A 20,823-nucleotide genomic window follows, 5' to 3' on the forward strand; every position below is an offset into this window, starting at 1 on the left:
TTGCCGCGAAGTCTTAGGAACGAGCGACCTTGCCGGACTTGAGGCAGTTGGTGCAGACGTTCATCTTGCGACGATGACCATCGACCACAACATACACGCGCTGGATGTTGGGACGGAACTTACGGATGGCGACGCGGTGCGAGTGGCTAATGGAGCGACCAGCAACGGGGTGCTTACCGCAGATCTCACAAACCTTAGACATTTTCGTTAACCTCCTTGGACGGCATAAAACAGCCGTTGAACAAACAGCATTGGACTATAGCACAGTTTGGCGCATCTGCTGAATCTACACATTGAGCACGCGAATATCGGTTTCGCACCGGCATTATAGAGAAAAACCGATCTGGAGCAGTGAACCGTGCTCGCTGCGCACATGCCAGCAAATGCAGAGTAACTATACCAGAATCCCTGAGCAATGCCCCTGAAAAGGGCATCAGCCGCAAAAAGCATCACGTACCAACAAGCACACCACGCCACATGCCCCATCGACGCCGTGGAACCGATTGGTCGGACCCCCTGATAGAAGCGTCTCATAGAGCGGACGGGCTCCGCGGATGCCGCGCAACCGTAGCGAGCCTTGCTGCCGTACGACTACGGCATCACCCGAGATGTCGCCCTCGAGATGGTCGATATTCCGATCCCCGTGAAACGCCCGATCTGCTTAACTAGAAGGCCCGCCTCGCGCATGCTGACCAATATGCCGTTGCGCCGCTTCACGCCCAGCGCCTTCACCTCGTGAAGCGCGACGTCCTCGGGCAGAACGCTCAGGGCGCGATCGAGCGCCTCGCCATCATTGAGCCTGCCCGTCCTACATGATGCGCGGTAGTCGTCGCAAGGTCCGTTCATAAAGTACTCGATCAGCCCTTCTCGGCTACCGGCCAATCCGATGAGGACGTCGGTTTTGCACAGCCAGCCGATATCATCCCTGCACACCCCCGCGTACTCTTGGAAACTGCTCCAGGGATACTCGTCGACCTCGAATCCCGCATCCAGCGCGTTTCTCTGTATATACGTAGCCGCTTGAAGAGCATAACGGTCGGAATTGATAGCCGAGCAGCCGAATCTGTTTTGGAATACATGCCCGACTCTATCCGTGGTGTGATTGAAGTGCATGGCGTAACGGCAAAGAAGCGAATGCATCGCCTTGCTGAATCCATCCGGCCGCTCATCGTCCTCGTTTTCCAGAAGAAGATGAACATGATTTGCCATGAGGCACCAGGCGATGATCGCTATGCGATGGGTCGCACATGATTGCGCCAACATGTCGAGGAACTTCACGTAATGATCGTCGGAGTAGAAAATGAGCTGGCTGCCGACTCCGCGAGCCGTGATGTGATAGAGACCCGACTCAGATAGTTCTCGTGCTACGCGCGGCATGGCAATCCCCCTTTGCATGCGCTTGATGTATATGGGTTCATATTGCCCATTATGTATTGGTGATTTCATTAGGTTCATTATTCTTTGTTTTTGTAAGGACACCTTACATGATGCGGATTGCTTCTCTAAAGATTCCAGACACAGACCGACAAGAGGTTTCCCCGCATCAAAAAGTGCATACGGAAGGTACGTCCCCAATTTGCAAAAGTGCATGCGTAAGGTACGTCCCCGATTTGCAAAAGTGCACGCGGGAGGTACGTCCCCGATTTGCATTTGCGTCCCCAATTTGCATTTGGTGAAGCGTTTCAATTTGTTGGGTGGGAGGACTAGGGCATATTTTGATAGGTTGATAGGGTTTTTGCAGTATGGGATGGGTGTCGAGACGTGAAGAGTCTTCACAATTCGGTGTCCGTTTAGGCTGATTTCAGACGATTATCTGCAGTTGAAGCGTTTCATTTGTACCGTTTACGGCAAATCTCTGTAATGCTTCGGAAAACACGCCAATCCTTATATAGAATACAAGCCATAGGCAGGCACCGATGAAAAGGAGCTCAGCATGGCAAAAAAGCCAACGGTTCATGCCAATCCCGCCGTCGTCGACACCGTCGACGCCTTCAAGGAGCGTCTCGAGTACGTCCGTGACGCCCAGAAGGCCTACGCAAGCTTCACCCAGGAGCAGGTCGACAAGATCTTCTACGAGGCGGCCATGGCCGCCAACAAGATGCGTATCCCCCTGGCCAAGATGGCCGTGGAGGAGACGGGCCGCGGCGTCCTCGAGGACAAGGTCATCAAGAACCACTATGCAGCCGAGTACATCTACAACGCGTACAAGAACACCAAGACCTGCGGTGTGATCGAGCGCGACGAGGCCTATGGCATCACGAAGGTCGCCGAGCCGATCGGCGTCGTGGGCGCAGTCATCCCGACCACCAACCCCACTTCCACCGCCATCTTCAAGTGCCTCATCTGCCTGAAGACCCGCAACGCCATCATCATCTCCCCGCACCCCGCGGCGGCCAAGTGCACCATCGCCGCCGCCAAGGTCGTGCTCGACGCCGCAGTCAAGGCAGGCGCCCCCGAGGGCATCATCAGCTGGATCGACCAGCCGACCCTCGAGCTCACCAGCTCCCTCATGAGCAACGTCGACATCATCCTGGCCACCGGCGGCCCCGGCATGGTCAAGTCCGCGTACTCCTCCGGCAAGCCCGCCCTCGGCGTCGGCGCCGGCAACACCCCCGTCGTCATCGACGAGACCGCGGACATCCTGAACGCCGTCAACTCGATCATCCACTCCAAGACGTTCGACAACGGCATGATCTGCGCTTCCGAGCAGTCCGTCACCGCCCTCGACTCCATCTACGACCAGGTCAAGGCCGAGTTCGAGCGCCGCGGCTGCTACTTCGTCAAGAAGGGCAAGGAGCTCGAGGCCCTGCGCGAGACCATGTTCAAGAACGGCGCCCTCGATCACCGCATCCCGGGCATGCCCGCCGCCAAGATCGCCGAGCTCGCCGGCATCGACGTCCCGGCCAAGACCAAGATCCTGATCGCCGAGGTCTCCTCCACCGACCCGGTCAAGGAGGAGTTCTCACACGAGAAGCTCTCCCCCGTCCTCGCCATGTACCATGCCAAGGACTTCCAGGAGGCCGTGGACAAGGCCGAGCACCTCGTGCTCGCAGGCGGCCCGGGCCACACCGCGTCCCTGTACGTGCATCCCGCCGAGAAGGACAAGATCGCGCTGTTCGAGGACACCATGAAGGCGTGCCGCATCGTGATCAACACTCCGTCCTCCCAGGGCGGCATCGGCGACCTGTACAACTTCGGCATGAAGCCGTCCCTGACGCTGGGCTGCGGCTCCTGGGGTGGCAACTCCGTCTCCGAGAACGTTGGGGTGAAGCACTTGCTCAACATCAAGACCGTGGCCGAGCGCCGCGAGAACATGCTCTGGTTCAGGGCTCCCGAGAAGATCTACTTCAAGAAGGGCTGCACGCCGGTCGCCCTCGACGAGATCGGCCGCGTCATGGGCAAGAAGCGCGCCTTCATCGTCACCGACTCCTTCCTGTACAAGAATGGCAACTGCCGCGCCATCGAGGCTAAGCTCGACGAGATGGGCGTCGCCCACGACGCGTTCTACGACATCTGCCCCGACCCGCGCCTGCAGGACGCCGAGCGCGGTGCCGAGCGCATGCGCCTGTTCGAGCCCGACGTCATCATCGCCGTCGGCGGCGGCTCCGCCATGGACGCCGGCAAGATCATGTGGCTCATGTACGAGCACCCCGAGGTCAGCTTCGAGGATGCCGCCATGGACTTCATGGACATCCGCAAGCGCGTCTTCAACTTCCCCAAGCTGGGTGAGAAGGCCTACTTCGTCGCCGTCCCGACCTCTTCGGGCACGGGCTCCGAGGTGACGCCGTTCGCCATCATCACCGACGCCGAGACCGGCATCAAGTGGCCGATCACCGACTACGCGCTGCTGCCGAACATGGCCATCGTCGACGTCGACAACGCCATGACCGCGCCCAAGGGCCTCACCTGCGCCTCCGGTATCGACGTCATGACGCACGCCATCGAGTCCTATGTCTCGATCATGTCCTCCGACTACACCAAGGGCCTCTCCATGCGCGCCGCCAAGCTCGTGTTCGAGAACCTGCCCGCGGCCTACGAGAAGGGCGCCAACGACCCGCACGCCCGCGAGGAGATGCACAACGCCTCCTGCCTCGCCGGCATGGCGTTCGCGAACGCCTTCCTGGGCGTCAACCACTCCATGGCCCACAAGCTCGGCGCGTTCCATCACCTGCCCCACGGCCTGGCCAACGCCGTCATCCTCACCCGCGTCATGCGCTACAACGCTGCCGAGAAGCCCGTCAAGATGGGCACCTTCTCCCAGTACCAGTATCCGCACGCGCTCAAGGACTACGCCGACCTCGGCCGCTACTGCGGCTGCACCGGCGCTGACGACCGCGAGGTGTTCGAGAACTTCATCGCCAAGCTCGAGGAGCTCATGGACACCATCGGCATCAAGAAGACCATCGCCGAGTACGGCGTCGACGAGAAGTACTTCCTGGAGACGCTCGACGAGATGAGCGAGCAGGCCTTCAACGACCAGTGCACCGGCGCCAACCCGCGCTACCCGCTGATCAGCGAGATCAAGGAGCTCTACCTCGACGCCTACTACGGCCGCGAGCCCCAGAGCTACGAGGCCTAACGATCCGGCTCACGCCCGATCACCCGCAACCGGGGCGCGCTCGGAGCGCCGCGCTTCACGCGCGCCCCGATCTGGCATACGATGGTGCAAACCACAAGAAAGGACGGTAGCGCCATGATCCTTCCCGATTCCAAGGTCGAGATCGTTCGTCATTCCAACAAGGTCGTCTACGATCTGGGCGACAAGATCGCCAAGGTCTTCTCCGAGGACAAGCCGGTCTCCGACGTGTTCAACGAGGCTCTGAATCTCGCGCGCATCAACGAGTGCGGCATCCGCTCCCCGAAGGCCATCGAGGTCGCCAAGGTCGAGGACGCCGGCTGGGCGCTCGTCACCACCAAGGTCCCCGGCGTCACCCTCGCCGAGAAGATGGCCGCCGAGCCCGGCCGCTTCTACGAGTACCTCGAGCAGTTCGTGAACCTGCAGATCGAGGTCCACTCCTATCGCTGCCCGCTGCTCCCGCGCCAGACCGACAAGTACTCCCGCATGATCAACTCGCTGGACCAGATCAACGCCTCCACGCGCTACGACCTGCTGCAGCGTCTTGACGGCATGAAGATGCGCCGTCGCGTCTGCCACGGCGACTTCAACCCCTCCAACGTGATCGTGGGCGATGACGAGCAGCTCTACGTATGCGACTGGGCGCACGCCACCCAGGGCGCTCCCGCAGCTGACGCCGCCATGACCTACCTGCTGTTCGCCCTGCAGGACAAGCAGCAGGCCGACGCCTACCTCGAGCTGTACTGCGAGCACGCCGACGAGGCCGTCCAGGTCGTCCGCGGCTATCTGCCGATCGTCGCTGCCTCCGAGCTCGCCCGCAAGCGCGGCGGCAAGAACGACGAGTTCCTGATGAGCTGGATTGACGTGTTCGACTATCAGTAAGGACTGATTCCCATCGGGCGCGGCCCGAGATTCCACGCGAACGTCCTCGGCCTGCGGCCTGCGGAATGTTCGCTTAGGAATTCTCGGGCCGCGCCCTGCATCATCCCTACTGCAGGTAGTCTTGCTTGGGTTTTTGGATGTGTGCGCCGCCTATTGGGCGGCGCTTTTTGTTAGTGGAAGGTCCAGCAGACGATGGTGCCGGCGTGGCAGGTGATGGTCGCCTCGGGACCCTCGATGACGTTCGAGATGCCCAGATCGGAAAGCAGGTCGACCGGATGGTGGTCGAGATTCCACCGCATGCCGGACTCGGACACCTCGCACGCGGCGGACAGCGGGATGAAGGAGAACCGACGCGACTCAGCGCCCTCGATGGTCCAGCTGTGCCCCGCATGCAGGATACGGCCCTCGAACGCATCCTCGACAAGCTCGACCGGCCCCTCCCAGGAGACGAGACGGCCGAGCACGCCGAGCAGGTGGTCGGGATGCCCGCCTGACAGGCACGTGCACACGAGCCTCGGCGCTCCCCAGCGCTGACGGATCGCGCGAAGGGCGAGCGAGAGGTCGGTGTCGTCCTTATGCGGGTTGTAGCGCTCGATCTCGAAGGGCGCGCTGTCGCCGGCAGCCTCGACGGCTCGAACGAGCGCCGCACCCTCGGCGCTGACGGAGTCCGCATCGCCGCAGAACACGTCGACGCCGATATCGGCATCGCGAACCGCGTCGAGGCCCCGGTCGATGGCCACCACGGCATCAGCGCGCGCAGCGGCCCGCCGGACCGTCGAAGCCGACGAGGGCTCGGGAGACCCGCCGACGACAGCGACGGACGCAGGCTCGTCTGCGCGCATCATGCCCTCTCCCCGAACGCGTAGATCCGCTCGAGCGAGAGCTCGTCGAACTCATCGATGAAGATCTCGCTGTTGGCCCGCACGTCGTCCCGAAGCGCACGGCCCTCGGGATCGTAGATGCCGACGCGGCGATAGCCCGCGGAGCCCGAGCTCAGCAAGCCGAACGTCGCGTCCTCGAACACCCAGACGTCGCGATGCGCCGGCACCTCGTCGAATCCGCAGGCATCGCTCAGGCGCTGGAGGGCCAGGTTGTACACGTCCGGGTGATCCTTGGAGGCGCCCGCCTCCCCGGTCGTCACGATATCGCAGAAGAAGGGGCGCAGCCCGTTGGCCTCAAGGCCGGCCTCGACGGCGACGACGGGCGTCGAGGTCGCGATGATCATCGGGATCCCCGCCTCGCGCGCACTTTCCAAAAAGTCCCGTACGCCGCGTCGGGGCGGCACGTCGCGGCGGTAGTGCTCCATCAGCATGTCCATCAGGCGATCATAGACGTCCTGGCCGGTTTCGCCCACGCCCCACGTCTCGTGATAGGCCTCGCATTCGCCCATCACCGGCAGGGACTCGAACCGGGCGAAGTCGTCGGGCGTCGTCTCGATGCCGTAGGTCGCCAACAGCTCGACCTGCACCTTGAGCCACATGCCCATGGACGAAAGCAGGGTGCCGTCGCAATCGAAGATGAACGCGCGCGGACGCGCGGGACGCTGCTCGGACATAGCGTGTCCTCCAACTCGCGAGAATGACCACCAAACGATACGGGACTCCGCACCGCCCTGACATCCTAGCAAATCGGTCGCGCCCATGCAGCGTGCCAACATTTCCGCATGAACCCCGAACGAGCAGCTCACGGCGCCTTTACACGCCCTTGCCAAAAGCGCGATACGCTGTCAAGGGGAAATCGGTGAACAAGAGCCCTGGCTTCGCGCCCGCAACGCAAACGATTGGCACCCTGCCCAAGGCGGCCCCGCACTTCTACGATGGACCGAACGATTGGACATCTTGGACACCCCGAAAAGCAGCCAAAAGCTCAGCACAGCGGGGTTTTATCCATTTCGCCCAACGGACAAAATCGACCGTCCTTCGGCTTCACCTCGATGTTATGACGCGTAAGTGTTAAATTATGTACGTCGCGGTGTTCCAACCCACCGGCGGTTGCTCGCAGGCGCATGGATATCGCCGTGACCGTATACCAGTTTTGGGCGACGTTATCGTCTCCCCTGTCGATTGGACGGATAAGTTGGACCGCACACATGCTGAACTCGATACTTCGCAGGCGGCATCCACGGATGGCGCGCAGGCCCCCTGCCTGATCATCACCGATGACGACATCCATCTGTTCGCTCAGGGTTCGTGGAACCGCAGCTGGGAAAAGATGGGCGCGCATCCCGACACGCAAAACGGCGTGGACGGGTGGCGCTTCTGCGTCTGGGCGCCCGAGGTCGCAGGCGTCTCTGTCGTCGGCGACTTCAACGACTGGGACGTCGAGGCGAACAAGCTCGACGAGCTTCCCACGGGCGGTCTGTGGCAGGGGTTCGTGCCCGGGCTCTCCCAGGGCGACCTCTATAAGTACGTCATCGAGACGGACGACGGCAAGCTCCTCTACAAGGCAGACCCGTACGGGTTCTGGAGCGAGAAGATCCCAGGCACCGCATCGCGCCTGATGGACATCGAGGGCTACGAGTGGGGCGACAAGCCCTGGATGGACGCCCGCCACGCCTCCGACCACATGAAGAAACCCCTGAACATCTACGAGGTCCATCTGGGCAGCTGGCGCCGCCACGGCGACGAGCCGCAGGGTGAGCCGGACGAGAACGGCAACTACCCCGGCCCCATGGATCCGTTCCCCGCGCAGCGCGGCGAGTACTACACCTATGACGACCTGTCGGTCGAGCTCGTCGACTACGTGCGCGAGATGGGCTACACCCACATCGAGGTGCTGCCCGTCATGGAGCACCCCTTCGACGGCTCGTGGGGATACCAGGGAACGGGCTACTACGCGGTGACCGCCCGCTACGGCGAGCCCAAGCAGTTCATGCACTTCATCGACGCGTGCCACCAGGCGGGCATCGGCGTGATCCTCGACTGGGTCCCCGGCGGCTTCTGCGCCGACGCCCAGGGGCTCGCGACCTTCAACGGCCACATGCTCTACGAGCGCGAGATCCATCCCAACTGGGGCACGCACAAGTTCGACTTCGGCCGCGGAGAGGTCCGCAGCTTCCTGATCTCCAACGTGCTGTTCTGGATCGAGCAGTTCCACGCCGACGGCATCCGCATGGACGGCGTCTCGAGCATGCTGTACCTGAACTTCGGCGTGGACGACCCCGCCCAGAAGAAGTTCAACAAGTACGGCGATGAGGGCGACCTCGATGCCATCGACTTCATCCGCAAAGTCAACAACACCGTGGGCCAGACCTTCCCCGACGTCATGATGATGGCCGAGGAGTCGACCGCATGGCCGCTGGTGACCTATCCCGCCGAGGACGGCGGCCTGGCGTTCCACTACAAGTGGGACATGGGCTGGATGAACGACACGCTGCACTACATGCAGACCGACTTCCCGTGGCGCCCGGGCAACCACACCCTGCTCACGTTCTCGATCATGTACGCGTTCTCCGAGAACTTCATCTTGCCGCTGTCGCACGACGAGGTCGTTCACGGCAAGTGCTCGCTGATCGGACGCATGCCTGGCGACTGGTGGCGCCAGTTCGCGGGCCTGCGCACGCTCGCCTTCTACCAGATGACCCATCCGGGCGCCAAGCTCAACTTCATGGGCAACGAGATCGCCCAGTTCATCGAGTGGCGCTATTACGAGTCGATTCAGTGGTTCCTCACCGAGGAGTACGAGACCCACGCCAAGCACCAGCAGTTCATCAAGGCGCTGAACCATCTCTACACCGCCGAGCCGGCGCTCTACGAGCTCGCCTACTCCCAGGACGGCTTCGAGTGGATCGACCCCAACGACAACGAGCAGTCCATCATCTCGTTCGTCCGCCACGGCGAGAACCCCGATGACGACCTGGTCGTCCTCATCAACTTCGACCCCGCGTTCTACGAGACGTTCCAGATGGGCGTCCCGCGCGAGGGCGACTACCTCGAGATCTTCAACTCCGACGACGTCCGTTTCGGCGGATCCGGCAAGCACAACGAGAAGAAGCTCTCCAGCCACCCCGAGCCCAAGCACGGCTTCGAGAACTCCATCGAGCTCCTCGTCCCGCCGCTTGCGGGCATCGTCCTGAAGCGCCAGGGGCCCAGCTCCTACAAGCCGCCCAAGATCAAGAAGACCACCGCGCGCAAGACGACCGCCAAGAAGGCGACCGCGACGACGACCAAGAAGACCGCGACCAAGCGCACCTGCGCCGAGAAGGCCGAGGACGCCGCGGCGTCTAGCGCTTCGAAGACCACCAAGACGGCCTCCGCCAAGAAGGCAACCGCGACGAGCAAGTCCACGGGAGCCAAGAAGACGAAGGCCGCATCGACCACATCCACCTCCACGGCCAAAACCGTGAAGACGCCGAAGAAGGCATCCGGTGCCGCATCCACTGCGGCACGCACGAGAAAGGCTTCGCCGAAGAGCTCCCCTGCCTCGGCGAAGGAAAACGACTAAGAGGGAGTTATCCGCATGCCAAAGATTTTTGCAACTGCCGATGAGTTCAAGCGCGATTACCGCACGATGCTTATGGCAGAGGTCGGCAAGGACATCGACGACGCCAAGAACGCGGAGCGCTATCGCGCGCTCGCCAAGCTGATCGCCTCGCGCGCGAACCGTCAGTTCGCAGAATCCGATTCCGAGAACGGCAGGAGCGACAAGAAGAAGGTCTACTACTTCTCCCTTGAGTTCCTCATGGGCCCGCTGCTCGACAACTACCTGCTCAACTACGGTGTTCGCGACATCGTCGAGCAGGGCCTGGCCGAGATGGGCATCGAGCTCGACGACCTGCTCGCCGAGGAGGGCGACCCCGGTCTGGGCAACGGCGGCCTGGGCCGCCTCGCCGCGTGCTTCCTCGACTCCATGGCCGCAGAGGGCATCCTCGGCTTCGGCAACGGCATGCGCTACCGCTACGGCCTGTTCAAGCAGGAGATCCGTGACGGCCGCCAGGTCGAGGTGACCGACAACTGGCTCGCCAAGGGCTATCCCTGGGAGACGCGCCACCCTGAGAGCCGCGTGCACGTCCGCTTCGGCGGCGACGTCGTGCGCCACGGCAACGAAGACGGCACCTTCAGCTTCAGCGTCGAGGGCGGCGACCTCATCGAGGCCATCCCCTACGACGTGCCCATCATCGGCTACAACGGCAAGACCGTGAACCGCCTGCGCCTGTGGAGCGCCGAGCCCGCGAGCGCCGACTTCGACCTGGACGCGTTCAACGCCGGCGACTACGCCAAGGCCAACAAGTTCCGCACGGACGCCGAGGCCATCTCCGAGATCCTGTACCCCAACGACGCTGGCGAGCACGGCCGTATCCTGCGCCTCAAGCAGGAGTACCTGTTCGTCGCCGCGGGCATCGCCTCCATCCTGCGCACCTTCAAGAACGACTACGGCACCTCCTCCTGGGACCGCTTCCCCGACCTGGTCGCCATCCACACCAACGACACGCATCCCGCCATGTGCGGCGCCGAGCTCATGCGCCTGCTCATGGACGAGGAGGGCCTCGACTGGGATACCGCGTGGGACATCGTGACGAGGTCCGTCTCCTACACCAACCACACGGTCCTGCCCGAGGCGCTCGAGAAGTGGCCCATCGACACGTTCCGCCGCCTGCTGCCGCGCGTCTACATGATCATCGACGAGATCAACCGCCGCTTCATGGAGAGCTTCCCGCGCGATGTCGACAACTGGCAGGACAAGCTGCGCAACACCGCCATCCTGTGGGACGGCCAGGTGCGCATGGCGAACCTCTCGGTCATCTGCTCCCACTCCGTCAACGGCGTGGCCCAGCTGCACACCGAGATCCTGAAGCGCGACACGCTCCACGACTTCTACGAGCTCACCCCCGAGAAGTTCAACAACAAGACCAACGGCATCTCGCCCCGTCGCTTCCTGGGCAACGCCAACCCCTCGCTGTCCCGCCTCATCACGAGCAAGATCGGTGACGGCTGGCTGAAGGACGCCTCCGAGCTCAAGCGCCTCGAGTCCTACATCGACGACAACGAGTTTTTGGACGCCCTCACCGCGAGCAAGCGCGAGAACAAGGTCCGCCTGGCCGAGTACGTCAAGAAGACCTGCGGCGTCGAGCTCGACGTCGACTCGATCTTCGACGTCCAGGTCAAGCGCTTCCACGCCTACAAGCGCCAGCTGCTGAACATCTTCAAGGTCATGCACATCTACAACCGCATGCTGGCCGACCCCTCCTACAAGCCGCACAAGACCTCGTTCATCTTCTCCGGCAAGGCGGCGAGCGCCTACACGTTCGCCAAGGAGGTCATCCGCCTCATCAACTCGGTCGCCGACGTCATCAACAACGACGAGCGCGTGAACGAGTACATCAAGGTCGCGTTCATCCCCAACTTCGCGGTCTCCAACGCCCAGCTCATCTACCCCGCCACCGAGATCTCCGAGCAGATCTCCACGGCCGGCAAGGAGGCGTCGGGCACCTCGAACATGAAGCTCATGATGAACGGCGCGATCACCCTCGGCACCCTCGACGGCGCCAACATCGAGATCGCCGAGCTGGCCGGCCTTGAGAACGAGAAGATCTTCGGCCTGAAGGAAAGCGAGGTCGAGGCGCTGCGCCACGGCAACTACTTCGCGTGGGACGTCTACAACGCGGACCGCGACAGCGTGGGCCGCTGCGTCGACGAGCTGGTCGACGGCACGTTCGCCCGCCTGTCGGGCAACTTCGAGTCCATCCAGGCCGAGCTCATGAACAACAACGACTACGACTTCGTGCTCGCCGACTTCGCCTCCTATGTCCAGGCGTGGGAGGAGCTCACCGAGGTCTATGACGACCAGCGCACGTGGCAGCGCATGGCGCTCATGAATATCGCCAACTCCGGCCACTTCTCGTCCGACCGCACCATCCGCGAGTACCGCGACGAGATCTGGAAGGCGTAAGGCGCACGGTTTTTTGGCCTTTACGGCGCGCCGCCCACATGCCCTTACGGCGGCGCGCCGCATTGTTACACCCAAGGCAAAGGTATTGCACGGCACAGCAATGAAGGAGAATTCGATGAGTAGAAAAGAATGCATCGCTATGCTCCTCGCAGGAGGACAGGGCAGCAGATTGGGGGCGCTCACATCTAAGATCGCCAAACCGGCAGTCTCATTCGGAGGCAAGTACAGGATCATCGACTTTACGCTGTCGAACTGCGCCAACTCCGGCATCGACACGGTGGGCGTTCTGACGCAGTACCGCCCGTATCGCCTTCACGCGTATCTGGGCTCCGGCTCCGCTTGGGACCTGGACGAGCGCGGCGGCGGCGTGTCCATACTCCCGCCGTACGCCACGCAGGACGGCGGCGCCTGGTACAACGGCACGGCTGACGCGGTCACCCAGAACCTCGATTACATCAAGGCCCATGATCCCGAGTACGTGCTGATCCTGTCCGGCGACGCGCTGTACCGCATGGACTACCGCGAGATGCTCGACAACCATATCAAGCACAACGCCGACCTCACCATCGCCGTCATGCCCGTGCCCTGGGAGGATGCGAGCCGCTTCGGCATCCTCACCACCGACGATGACGACCGCATCACCAAGTTCACCGAGAAGCCCGAGAAGCCCGACTCGAACCTCGCGTCCATGGGCATCTACATCTTCACGGCCGACTTCCTGATCAAGGCGCTCGAGGACGACGCGCTCGACCAGCGCTCCGGCCACGACTTCGGCGGTGACATCATTCCGAAGGCCCTCGCCGACGGCAAGAACCTGTACGTCCACAAGTTCCACGGGTACTGGAAGGACGTCGGCACCATCGCCAGCTACCACGAGACGAGCATGGGCCTGCTCGGGCCGAACCCCGAGTTCGACATCTACGAGAAGTCCGCGCCCATCATGAGCAACGACACCACCCGTCCCCCGCACTACATCGGCCCGAACGGCCGCGTTGACGACTGTCTGGTCTCCAACGGCTGCGAGGTCTTCGGCACCGCCAAGCACTCCATCCTCTCCACCGACTGCGTGGTCGAGGAGCGCGCCATCGTCGAGGACTCCGTCCTGCTGCCCGGCGCCATCGTCAAGAGCGGCGCCCACGTGGTCCGCGCCATCCTGGGCGAGAACGCCGTCGTCGAGGAGGGTGTGAAGCTCGGAAGCGTCGACACCCAGAAGGACACCGCTGTCGTCGGAAACGACGTCGTTATCGGGAAGGGGGAATGAGCCGATGATCAACAACAAGGCCATCGGTTACATCACTGCCAACTACACCGCGCTCAAGCAGGAGACGCTCCTGCAGAGCCGTCCCATCGCCTCGGTCCCGGTCATGGGCCGCTACCGCCTGATCGACTTCCCGCTGTCCAACATGGCGAACGCGGGCATCAAGACCGTCGGCCTGGTCATGCCGGGCAACTACCGCTCCATCATCGACCATGTCGGCCACGGCAAGGACTGGGGTCTCGATCGCAAGCGCGGCGGCCTCTTCCCGCTGCCCGGCAACCCCTACGGCACCACCAAGGCCGGCATGCGCTTCCTGCTGCGCGACATCATCTCCAACAAGACGCTGTTCCAGCGCGCCAAGGAGCCCTATGTCGTGCTGATGGGCTCGAACATCATCTTCAACATGGACCTCAACGCCATCATCGACGCCCATGAGGCGAGCGGCGTGGGCATCACCATGGTCTACGTCAAGGCCGAGCGCGACCACGAGGACGCCTGCTCCCTCGTTATCGGCGACGCCGGCCGCGTCATCGAGGTCCGCGAGGGCTGCAAGTACGGTGACAACAAGTTCGTCGACTGCTTCATCATCAACCGCGACCTCCTGCTGCAGATCATCGATCGCTACGCCAGCGCCGACTACCTCGACATCTTCGAGGCCATCGCCGCCGACTTCGCGCGCATCGACGTGTGCAGCTACGAGTTCAAGGGCCTTGCGGTGGGCATGTTCGACGAGGTCACCTACTACCAGCGCAGCATGGAGATGCTCGACCCCGTCATCAACAAGCAGCTGTTCCGCAAGGATCGCCCGATCCTCACCAAGGCCCATGACGCCGCCCCGGCCAAGTACGCCGCCGGCTCCATCGCATGCAACTCCCGCATCTCCGCGGGCTGCGAGATCATGGGTACGGTCCGCAACTCCATCCTGTCGCGCGGCGTCGTCGTCGAGTCCGGCGCGAACGTCGTCAACAGCATCATCATGCAGGGCGTCATCATCAAGAGCGGCGCACGCGTGGAGAACGCCATCATCGACAAGAACAATGTCGTGCCGGCGAACACCGAGCTGCGCGGCACCCCTGATGCGATTCTGTCCGTCGGCAAGGCCCCCGTCGTGTAACGAACCCGTTGCCACGGTCACAAATTGACCCCTACGCCCCATCGTGACGGGGCAAAGCGGTATCATTGAATTCGCCGTCTGGCCGCTTGGTCGGGCGGCGATTTGCCAACGGACTATATGCTTACAGGAGATTCCCATGGCTAACCAAAAGCTTCATATCGTGTTCGCGTCTGCCGAGGCTGCGCCGTTCGTGAAGACCGGCGGACTCGGTGATGTCGCGGGCTCGCTGCCCGCAGCCCTCGCCGCTGCCGGCGCCGAGGTCATCGTCATGGTGCCCAAATACGCCACCATCGCTGACGAGTACAAAAACCAAATGGAGCACGTGACGCAGTTCTACGTGCCCCTCGGCTGGCGCAACGAGTACTGTGGCCTCGAGCGCCTGGTGTACGACGGCGTCACCTACATGTTCCTCGACAACGAGCACTACTTCAGCCGCAGCTACCCCTACGGGTTCTTCGACGACGGCGAGCGCTTCGCGTTTTTCTCCAAGGCCGTCTGCGAGAGCCTACAGTACCTCCCCGACTTCCAGACCGACGTGCTGCACTGCAACGACTGGCACACCGCCCTGGCGCCCGTGTTCCTGCGCGAGTTCTATATGGCGAGCCCGCTGTACCGTAACGTCAAGACGGTCTTCTCCATTCACAACATCGCGTTCCAGGGCCAGTTCACCGACATGCTGCTCGGCGATATCCTCGGCCTGTCGCACATCGAGCCCGCCGTCCGCCAGCTGCGCTGCGACGCGCGCTCGATCAACTACATGCAGGGCGCGCTGAACTACTCCGACGCCATCACGACCGTCTCCCCCACCTATTCGTGGGAGATCCGCACCCCTGAGTTCGGCGAGGGCCTCGACGGCATCCTGCGCCGTCGCGAGAACGTCCTGTCCGGCATCCTGAACGGCCTGGACGTCAACCGCAACGACCCTGCGACCGACAACCGCATCCACGCCAACTACACCCGCGAGGACCGTTCCGGCAAGGCGGCCTGCAAGGCCGCGCTGCAGGAGGAGCTCGGCCTCGAGGTGCGCGACGACCGCCCGCTCATGGTCATGGTCACGCGCCTGACCCGCCAGAAGGGCATGGACCTCGTCACCTACTCGCTCGACCGCATCCTGTCCGGCGGCGTGCAGGTCGCCGTGCTCGGCACCGGAGATGCCGAGTACGAGGAGGCGCTGCGCTACTTCGAGCGCACGTATCCGGGCACGATGGCCGCGCGCATCGAGTTCGATCCGTTCCTGTCCCAGCGCATGTATTCTGGCGCCGACATGTTCCTCATGCCGTCGCTGTTCGAGCCCTGCGGCCTGTCCCAGATGATCGCCATGCGCTACGGCACCCTGCCGATCGTGCGCGAGACCGGCGGCCTCAAGGACACGGTCATCCCCTACAACATGTTCACCGGCGAGGGCACGGGCTTCACGTTCACGCACTTCAACGGCGACGAGATGGGCGATGCCGTCTTCCGCGCGGCCCGCACGTTCTGGGACGACAAGGACGCCTGGAACCACCTGGTCGACAACGCCATGTCCGCCGACTTCAGCTGGAAGCGCTCCGCCGAGCAGTACATGGACCTCTACTACGGCCTGCACCCCGAGATCGAGCGCTACGTCCCTTTTGTGGCTGAACCCGAGCCGCAGGAGAGCGCCCCTGCGACCGAGCCCGTCGAGGACAAGCCCGAGGAGACCCCTGCTGCCCCCGAGCCCGCAACGGAGACCGCCCCTGCCGCTCCGGTCGCTGAGACCGAGACGGCTGCAGAGGCTCCCGCAGCCGCCCCCGCAGCCGAGCCCGAGCCGAAGGCCGCCGAGCCCGCTGAGCCCGCAGAAGACGCCGCGCCCAAGGCCGCAGAAGAGGTGAAGCCCGCCGCCAAGAAGCCGGCGGCCAAGAAGACGACGACCGTCAGGAAGACCGCGACCAAGGCGACGACCGCGAAGACCGCCGCCGCGAAGACGACGGCTTCCAAGACCGCGGCTTCCAAGACGACCAAGGCTGCCGCCGCCAAGACGGCCGACGAGGCGCCTGCTGCCGAGACCAAGACCACGACGGCGAAGAAGACCGCTACCGCCAAGACCACGGCTAGCAAGACGACGGCGACCAAGACGACGGCCGCCAAGAAGACCACGTCTGCCAAGACTGCCGTCTCCACGAAGACCGACGAGGCGCCTGCGACCGAGGCGAAGACCACGACGACGGCGAAGAAGACGACCGCTGCCAAGACGACGAAGACCGCCTCGACCGCCGCGAAGGCCACGGCGACGAAGGCCGCGGCCAAGACGACGGCCGCCAAGACCGCCAAGGCAGACGATGCCAAGGCCGATCAGCCCGCCTCCGCCGAGCCGGCGGCCGAGAAGCCCGCACCGAAGGCCAAGACGGTCTCTGCCGCCCGCAAGACCTCGCGCACGAAGCGCTAGGCTTTGCCCCATCGACCGCTTTCTTCGGGGAGATCCGCACCGGGTCTCCCCTCTTTTTTGGATGCAAATCGGGGGACGTACCTGTTTCTTGCATATATGCAAGAAACAGGTACGTCCCCCGATTTGCATTACTCGCGGGTTGGTATTGTCCCCCTCGGCCAAATTCGTAAAGAGAGTCGTTTCCTGACATGAGCTTGTCATCCATACGATAAACTTATTGCTTGGCGTTTTCGCCTGACGCTTATTCATCACCCCCGCGGGCATCTCCGCGCGGGTTGTTTTCCAAGGATGTACCATATGAGACTTCGGCATAACAGTAGACTTCCGCAATTCCGCTCCCCCTTCGGAGCGGTGACCGCCGGCACCGAGGTTACGCTGGCGCTCGAAGTCTACAAGGAAGACGCCGCCGGCATCGAGTGCACCCTTCGCACATGGATCGATGGCGTGGGCGAGCAGCTCTACCCCATGACATCCGATGAGGGCGGCATGTACTCCGTGTCCGTGACCTGGGATGAGCCGAACATCGTCTGGTACAGCTTCATCGTCCGCACCCACGATGGCTTCGAGCAGCGCATTGGCGCACCGGAGGGGCACGTCGGAGGCGAAGGCGTCACCTATTTCGACCGCTTCGACGTCCCGTCGTTCCAGGTCACTGTCTACAAGCACCGCGCGACGCGTCCTTCCTGGTACGAGCGCGGCATCGTCTACCAGATCTTCCCGGACCGCTACGCACGCGACGAGCACTGGAGGCAGCGCGCCCTGGAGCGCCTCGCCCATCCGCGCCGCGGCAGCGGACAGCACATCGTCGAGGACTGGGACACGCCGCCCGCCTACGACCGCGACGACGCCGGCTTCATCACGAGCTGGGATTTCTACGGAGGCTCCCTGCGCGGCATCGAGGAGCACCTTCCGCACCTGGCGGAGATGGGCGTCACTTCCATCTACCTCAACCCCATCTTCGAGGCGGCGAGCAACCACCGCTACGACACCGCCGACTACATGAAGATCGACCCGCTTCTGGGCACCGAAGAGGATTTCCGCCGCCTGTGCGTCACCGCGCGCCAGCTCGGCATCAGCATCATCCTCGACGGCGTGTTCAACCACACGGGCAGCGACTCGGTCTATTTCAACGCCTTCGGCAACTACCCCGAGCCCGGCGCCTGGTCGCGCGACCCCGAGTCCGAGTGGGCCGACGCCTTCCGCATCAACGACGACGGCTCGTATGACTGCTGGTGGGGCGTGGGCAACATGCCCGCGGTGAACCAGCAGTCCGAGGCGATCCGCCGCCTCATCCTGGGGCCCAACGGCGTCATCCGCTACTGGCTGCGCGCCGGCGCCCACGGCTGGCGCCTGGACGTCGCCGACGAGCTTTCCGACGAGTTCTTGGCCGACATCAAGGCTGCCGCCCTGCGCGAGAAGCCCGACGCGCTCGTGCTCGGCGAGGTCTGGGAGGACGCCTCGAACAAGATCGCCTACAGCAAGCTCCGCCGCTACCTTCTGGGCGACGAGCTCGACTCCGCCATGAACTACCCCTTCCGCGACCTGGTGCTCGGCCTGCTGACCGGCGAAGACGGCGGCTACACCGCGCGCGATGCCGCGGAGGCCATCGAGGCGCTGCGGGAGAACTACCCGCCCGAGGCGCTCGCCTGCTGCCTCAACCTGCTGGGAAGCCATGACCGGCCCCGCCTCATCTCGGTGCTCGGCGGCCTGCCGAACATCGACGAAGTGCCCGAGCGCGAGCGCGGCAGCTGGAGGCTGTCCGACGACAAGCTCGGCCTGGCCAAGGGGCGCTATTGGCTGGCGACGCTCATCCAGATGACGTTTCTGGGCGTCCCCTCCCTGTATTATGGCGACGAGGCGGGCGTGCAGGGCCTCACCGACCCGGGCAATCGCGCCACCTATCCGTGGGGCCACGAGGACCGCGATTTCTTCACCATGGTCCAGAACGCCTCCGCGCTGCGCCGCACCCTGCCGCTGTTCGTCACCGGGTCCATCGAGGCCAAGGCGCTCAACGACGACGTGCTCTCCTACACGCGCCGTTCCGAGAGCGGTGAGTGCGCCACCGTCATCGTGAACCGCAGCCTCGGCTCCATGCACACGGTTACCATCCCCTATGAGGGCGAGCGCGCCATCGACGTCATCAGCGGCGCCGACCTGACAAGAAACGAGCAGGGCGAGGCCGAGCTCAGCCTGTGGCCGCTCGGCAGCGCCGTCGTGTACTTCCACGACGAGCAGAGGCTCCAAAAACCGCTCGACCGCGGCTGGGGCGTGGTCTGCCACATCACCTCGGTCCCCGGCATGAAGCCGGGTGAGCGCGGCACCCTCGGTGCCCCCGCCAAGCGCTTCGTCGACCACCTGGTGGCCATGGGCGCCCGCTACTGGCAGGTGCTTCCCGTGAACCCCACCGATGCCTACGGCTCCCCGTATGCGGGCCCGTCGGCCTTCGCCGGTAACATGGACCTGCTTGAGGAGACGCCCGAGCAGCTCGAGGACGCCTTCGAGGAGTTCCAGGCCGCAGGCGGCGACCAGACGCCGGAATACAAGCAGTTCCTCTCCCGCAACGAGGTATGGCTCGACCCGTACTGCGCCTTCATGGCCATCAAGGACGCCTCGCGCGGTGCCAGCCGCCATCGCTGGCCGCGCGCCTACCGCAGCTACGACGTCCGCATCCTCGACGACGCGCGCTTCATCGATCGCGGCGCCTTCCATGCGTTCGTCCAGTTCCGCTTCGAGACCGAATGGAACGAGCTGCGCGCCTACGCCAACGCGCGCGGCATCGAGATCATCGGCGACATCCCCATGTACGTCTCGGACGACTCCGCCGACGCATGGAGCGAGCCGGATATGTTCACGCTCGGATATAACGGTAAGCCGACGGAGATCGCGGGCACCCCGCCCGATCGGTTCTCGGAGACCGGTCAGGTGTGGGGCAACCCCACCTACCGCTGGAAGACCATGCGCGAAGACGGCTACACCTGGTGGATCGAGCGCCTTCGCCGTTCGTTTGCGCTCTACGACCGCGTCCGCCTCGACCACTTCCTTGGTTTCCAGGCCTACTTCAGCATCCCCGCGGGCAAAGACGGCAGCGCCGGCCGCTGGCTTGCCGGCCCCGGCATCGACCTGTTCCGCCGCGCCGAGCAGGAGTTCGGACCGCTGCCCCTGATCGCCGAGGACCTGGGCTACCTCACCCCCGCCGTCCGTGCGCTCACCGCCTCCTGCGGATTCCCGGGCATGGACGTCCTTGAGTTCGAGGACTACGATGTCCGCGAGGGCGTGAAGCCCGCGCGCGAGAAGATCGTCTACACCTCGACCCACGACACCTCGACGCTCGTTGGCTGGACCAGCGCCCGCTGGGCCGCCGAGGCGGACGAGGAGGAGGAGCAGGAGCTCGCATGCAGCATCATGCGCAGCGCGTTCGAGAGCGAATCCGATCTCGTGATGATGCCGCTGCAGGACGTCTTGCTGCTTGGCGACGATGCGCGCATGAACGTTCCCGGAACGACCGAGAACAACTGGAGCTGGCAGGCCGATGAAGACGGCATCGTCGGGGCCATCGAGCGCATTCGCGCGCTCGCCGACGAGACGGGCCGTTCTAATTCGGTGGAAGGTGCCTGATTCGCGAGCGCGAAACGTTGCAATCCGCCCGCATTTGGGTAGAGTAAACAAGGTTCACAGCACTCCCCGCCGTCCTTTGGGCGGCG

At 63.6% G+C, this 20,823-nt stretch carries 12 protein-coding genes; 8 read left to right on the forward strand and 4 right to left on the reverse strand.

From position 1 onward, the window contains the following. Positions 1–13: 13 nt before the first annotated feature. Positions 14–202 carry a 50S ribosomal protein L28 gene (rpmB, locus tag QVN30_RS07255; protein ID WP_066832438.1) on the reverse strand — a complete coding sequence of 63 codons (189 nt, stop codon included), beginning with the start codon at positions 200–202 and terminating at the stop codon, positions 14–16. 389 nt (positions 203–591) lie between these two features. Then, positions 592–1,377 carry a transposase gene (locus QVN30_RS07260; RefSeq protein ID WP_289835922.1) on the reverse strand — a complete coding sequence of 262 codons (786 nt, stop codon included), beginning with the start codon at positions 1,375–1,377 and terminating at the stop codon, positions 592–594. A gap of 556 nt (positions 1,378–1,933) precedes the next feature. Between QVN30_RS07260 and adhE the strand changes: the two genes are divergently transcribed. Together adhE and QVN30_RS07270 are read left to right on the forward strand one after the other, a co-directional pair. Beyond that, positions 1,934–4,579 (forward strand): bifunctional acetaldehyde-CoA/alcohol dehydrogenase, encoded by a 2,646-nt coding sequence (gene adhE / locus QVN30_RS07265; RefSeq protein ID WP_204564844.1) that lies wholly within the window; start codon positions 1,934–1,936, stop codon positions 4,577–4,579. Positions 4,580–4,693: 114 nt separating this feature from the next. Then, the gene (locus QVN30_RS07270; RefSeq protein ID WP_066832454.1) at positions 4,694–5,458 is read left to right on the forward strand and encodes an aminoglycoside phosphotransferase family protein; all 765 of its coding nucleotides are present in this window, start codon (positions 4,694–4,696) and stop codon (positions 5,456–5,458) included. Between the two features lie 170 nt (positions 5,459–5,628). Here the strand turns inward: QVN30_RS07270 and QVN30_RS07275 are convergent, their stop codons facing one another. Both QVN30_RS07275 and QVN30_RS07280 read right to left on the reverse strand, forming a co-directional pair. Continuing rightward, positions 5,629–6,303, reverse strand: a complete 675-nt coding sequence (locus QVN30_RS07275; RefSeq protein WP_289835923.1) for a thiamine diphosphokinase — start codon at positions 6,301–6,303, stop codon at positions 5,629–5,631. Next, positions 6,300–7,013 carry an HAD family hydrolase gene (locus QVN30_RS07280; protein ID WP_289835924.1) on the reverse strand — a complete coding sequence of 238 codons (714 nt, stop codon included), beginning with the start codon at positions 7,011–7,013 and terminating at the stop codon, positions 6,300–6,302. Before QVN30_RS07280 ends, QVN30_RS07275 begins: the two co-directional genes overlap by 4 nt. 593 nt (positions 7,014–7,606) lie before the next feature. Between QVN30_RS07280 and glgB the strand changes: the two genes are divergently transcribed. The 6 genes from glgB to QVN30_RS07310 all read left to right on the forward strand — a co-directional run bounded on the left by glgB (position 7,607) and on the right by QVN30_RS07310 (position 20,737). Next, positions 7,607–9,901 carry a 1,4-alpha-glucan branching protein GlgB gene (gene glgB, locus QVN30_RS07285; RefSeq protein WP_289835947.1) on the forward strand — a complete coding sequence of 765 codons (2,295 nt, stop codon included), beginning with the start codon at positions 7,607–7,609 and terminating at the stop codon, positions 9,899–9,901. A 15-nt stretch (positions 9,902–9,916) separates the two neighbouring features. Then, a complete protein-coding gene (locus QVN30_RS07290; protein ID WP_289835925.1) occupies positions 9,917–12,346 on the forward strand; it encodes a glycogen/starch/alpha-glucan phosphorylase in 2,430 nt (809 codons plus the stop codon). 115 nt (positions 12,347–12,461) lie between these two features. Next, on the forward strand, positions 12,462–13,607 hold the full coding sequence (locus QVN30_RS07295) for a glucose-1-phosphate adenylyltransferase (protein WP_087199296.1): 1,146 nt from the start codon (positions 12,462–12,464) through the stop codon (positions 13,605–13,607). A gap of 4 nt (positions 13,608–13,611) precedes the next feature. Next, positions 13,612–14,718, forward strand: coding sequence for a glucose-1-phosphate adenylyltransferase subunit GlgD (glgD, locus tag QVN30_RS07300; RefSeq protein ID WP_066832469.1), 1,107 nt, complete (start codon positions 13,612–13,614; stop codon positions 14,716–14,718). A 136-nt stretch (positions 14,719–14,854) separates the two neighbouring features. Continuing rightward, positions 14,855–17,122, forward strand: a complete 2,268-nt coding sequence (gene glgA / locus QVN30_RS07305; protein WP_289835927.1) for a glycogen synthase GlgA — start codon at positions 14,855–14,857, stop codon at positions 17,120–17,122. A gap of 297 nt (positions 17,123–17,419) precedes the next feature. After that, the gene (locus QVN30_RS07310; protein ID WP_289835928.1) at positions 17,420–20,737 is read left to right on the forward strand and encodes a 4-alpha-glucanotransferase; all 3,318 of its coding nucleotides are present in this window, start codon (positions 17,420–17,422) and stop codon (positions 20,735–20,737) included. Positions 20,738–20,823 lie beyond the last annotated feature (86 nt).

This window comes from Collinsella ihumii (genome assembly GCF_030385545.1).
Classification (GTDB): domain Bacteria; phylum Actinomycetota; class Coriobacteriia; order Coriobacteriales; family Coriobacteriaceae; genus Collinsella; species Collinsella ihumii.